Genomic DNA, 512 nt, shown 5'->3' with positions numbered 1-512 from the left:
ACTACGACCGCGACTACGCGTTCGTGACCGTCTACAACGGTGTCCAGATCGGCGGCGGCACCGCCAAGGAAGTTTCCAAGGCCGAGTACGACAAGTTCGAGGGTGCCAAGGAAGTCAAGAAGGTCGAGATCAGCCGGGAAGAGTACAAGAAGGCTGTTCTCAACCTGGGTCCGGTCTGGTCCGAGGGTGAGCGCACCCGCGCCGACGAGGTGGGCCCGAATCACCCCGACGCCCAGCTGGCGCGTATCGAGGTCTCCAAGTGGCACTACGACGGTGCCAAGGTCGGCCCCGGCAACGGCAACAAGCTGGGCGAGCCCGAGGTCGAGCACGTCACCGAGTCCGAGTACAACCGGTACCGCGGCCCGGGCACCAAGGTCAAGGACGCCAACGGCAACTACACCATCACGCACTACTACGTGCAGCAGTGGTACAAGCCCGGCACCTCCAAGAAGTACTACAAGGCCGTCTTCATCGTCATCGACGGCTTCATCAAGGACACCGGCAAGCTCGGT

At 62.5% G+C, this 512-nt stretch carries 1 pseudogene; it reads left to right on the top strand.

From position 1 onward, the window contains the following. Positions 1–512, top strand: a pseudogene (locus tag ACSDR0_RS51140) (hypothetical protein); the annotation flags it as partial.

Origin of the sequence: Streptosporangium sp. G11 (genome assembly GCF_051192615.1) — a bacterium.
Lineage (GTDB): Bacteria > Actinomycetota > Actinomycetes > Streptosporangiales > Streptosporangiaceae > Streptosporangium.
The sequence above is the reverse complement of the archived record's forward strand: the minus strand, read 5'-3'. Positions and strand labels throughout refer to the sequence as shown.